This window comes from Acidovorax sp., assembly GCF_022763525.1.
Taxonomy (GTDB): domain Bacteria; phylum Pseudomonadota; class Gammaproteobacteria; order Burkholderiales; family Burkholderiaceae_C; genus Acidovorax.
In genome coordinates this window covers 1-2,614 of sequence record NZ_JALEGG010000153.1, presented here as the reverse complement: position 1 = coordinate 2,614, position 2,614 = coordinate 1, and the positions used below count along the sequence as shown (strand labels likewise).

Below are 2,614 nucleotides of genomic sequence, written 5' to 3'. Positions count from 1 at the left end.
GCTTCGTGAACTGACTCGCTGCGGTTGTCCGAGCGGCGCGCGCAGCGCAAAGCGAGTTCCGCAGCGCACCCCGATCGCGAGCACCGCAGGTTGCCCGTAGCGAAGCGGAGGGACGCAGCCTGTAGGGTCGCCCTTTCTTTGGTTCCTTTCTTTCGGCGAAGCGAAAGAAAGGGACTCGCCCGCCGGGGCGACATCCCGGCTCCCGCCCTCAGCGAAGGCATGCTGCGCAGATGGGCGAGCGAGCGGTAGCGCCCCGGCTTCGACAAGCTCAGCCCGAACCGTTGGGGAATCGTCCCCCTGCGTCTGCAAGCTCCGTCCGAGCGGCACACGCAATCATCAAAAGCTATCAAATAAATAGCTGCCAGCGATTTCCCATCAAGCGCTAGCGCCCAAAAACCTGAAGAACCCTTCCCATCACCCCTTCAACCACCCCCTCAACCTCCCCACCCCTTCCTCCACCCTTCCCACATCCCGGCTCGCAAAACACCACCGCAACCACCCCGACGGCTCCCCCCCAAACGCACTGCCCGGCGCCAACCCCAACCCCGCCTCCCGCACCAGCCGCTTGGCCAGCGGCAAACACTCGTCATGCCCGTCGATGTGGAAGAACGCATACATGCCCCCACGCGGCGTAGCCACCGACACCCCCGGCACATCGGCCAGCAGTGGCACCAGCGTGTCCCGGCAGGTCTTCAGGTGCGCCACCAGCGCAGGCGTCACCTCCTCCGTGCGCTGCAGTGCCACCGTGGCCCCGCGCTGCACAAACACCGGCGCGCACGAGGTGTTGAACTCGATCAGCTTGCCCACCGCATGGGTGAGCGAAGGCGGCAGCACCAGCCAGCCCAGGCGCCAGCCGGTCATCAGGAAGCTCTTGGAGAAGCTGTGCGTCACGATCAGCCGGTCTTCTGGCTCGGCCACGTCCAGAAAGCTCGGTGCCGCGCCGTTGGGGGTGCCTCCCGCGTAGTACAGACGCTCATACACCTCGTCCGCCAGGATCCAGGTACCTGTGCGGCGGCAATGCGCCAGGATGGTAGCTTGCTCCTCGCGCGTCAGTGTCCAGCCTGTGGGGTTGTTGGGGGCGTTGACCACCAAGAGGCGCGTGCCAGGCGTGATGGCAGCAAGCAGCGCGTCCATGTCCAGCTGCCATGCGCCATCGGCGTCCGCCACCAGCGGCACGGTCCGCACCTGCGCGCCGAGGATGCGCGGCTGGGCCACCAGGTTGGGCCATACGGGCGTTACCAGCACCACTTCGTCGCCAGCATCCACCAGCGCCTGCATGGCCAGCATCAGGCCGTTCACGCCGCCGGAGGTGACGGCCACACGATCAAACCAGGCGTCGGTGTGCTGCTGCGGGTGCAGGCCGTGCATGTAGCCTGCGATGGCGTGCCGAAGTTCGGGCAAGCCCAGGTTGTGGGCATAGAACGTTTCGCCCTTTTGCAGCGACGCAATGGCTGCCTCACGGATGAAATCGGGTGTCACCTCGTCGCTTTCGCCAAACCAGAACTTCAGCACGTCGCTGCGTCCCAAGCCTTCGTTGGCCACCTCCCGGATACGCGACTCTTCCAGGTGCTGGACTACTTCTCGCATTGCAATCTCCTTCAACAACACGGTCATCATCGCAGGCGTATAGTGTTTTTTGCTGCTTTTTTTGACCCCCTTCGAACAATCCCTGCACATGACTTACCCCAACACCCAGCTCTTCATCGCAGGCCAATGGCAAGACGCTGCCGAAGGCAAGACCATCGCCGTGTTCAACCCTTCCACCGGCAAAGAGATCGGCCGCGTGGCCCATGCCAGCCGGGCCGACCTGGATCTGGCCCTTGCCGCCGCGCAAAAGGGCTTTGAAGCCTGGCGCGACATGCCAGCCGCCGAGCGCGCCAAAACCATGCGCCGCGCCGCCGCGCTGATGCGCGAGCGTGCCGAAGCCATCGCCGCCATCATGGTGCAGGAGCAGGGCAAGCCCTTGGCTGAGGCCAAGGTCGAGACCATGGCGTCGGCCGACATCATCGAGTGGTTCGCCGACGAGTCGCTGCGCGTGTATGGCCGCATCGTGCCCTCGCGCAACCTCAAGGCCACGCAGATGGTGCTGAAGGACCCGGTTGGACCCGTGGCCGCGTTCACGCCGTGGAACTTCCCCATCAACCAGGTGGTGCGCAAGCTCGCGGCCGCGCTGGGCGCCGGCTGCTCCATCCTGGTCAAGGCGCCGGAAGAAACCCCCGCCAGCCCCGCCGAGCTGATCCGTGCGTTTGCCGACGCGGGCGTGCCCGCAGGCACCGTGGGCCTGGTGTATGGCGACCCGGCCGAGATCTCCAGCTACCTGATCCCGCACCCCATCATCCGCAAGGTCACGTTCACAGGCTCCACGCCCGTGGGCAAGCAGCTGGCCGCGCTGGCGGGCAAGCACATGAAGCGCGTGACCATGGAGCTGGGCGGCCATGCCCCGGTCATCGTGGCCGAGGATGCCGACCTGGAACTGGCCATCAAGATCAGCAGCGGTGCCAAGTTCCGCAACGCAGGCCAAGTCTGCATCTCGCCCACCCGCTATCTGGTGCACGAGAGCATCCGTGCCGATTTCGTGGCCGCGTTTGCCAAGTACGCCCAGGGCCTGAAGGTG

2 protein-coding genes are annotated in these 2,614 nt (G+C 65.5%); one reads left to right on the top strand and one right to left on the bottom strand.

Annotated elements, in window-relative coordinates:
- Positions 1-414 precede the first annotated feature (414 nt).
- On the bottom strand, positions 415-1,587 hold the full coding sequence (locus tag MRY84_RS11620) for a pyridoxal phosphate-dependent aminotransferase (RefSeq protein WP_291505887.1): 1,173 nt from the start codon (positions 1,585-1,587) through the stop codon (positions 415-417).
- Between the two features lie 88 nt (positions 1,588-1,675).
- Between MRY84_RS11620 and MRY84_RS11615 the strand changes: the two genes are divergently transcribed.
- Positions 1,676-2,614, top strand: a 939-nt coding sequence (locus MRY84_RS11615) for an aldehyde dehydrogenase family protein (protein ID WP_291505886.1), incomplete at its 3' end; no start/stop codon positions are given.

Coding starts and splice junctions, on each gene's coding strand:
- MRY84_RS11620 (WP_291505887.1), bottom strand. CDS start 1,587: ATGCGAGAAGTAGTCCAGCACCTGGAAGAGTCGCGTATCCGGGAGGTG.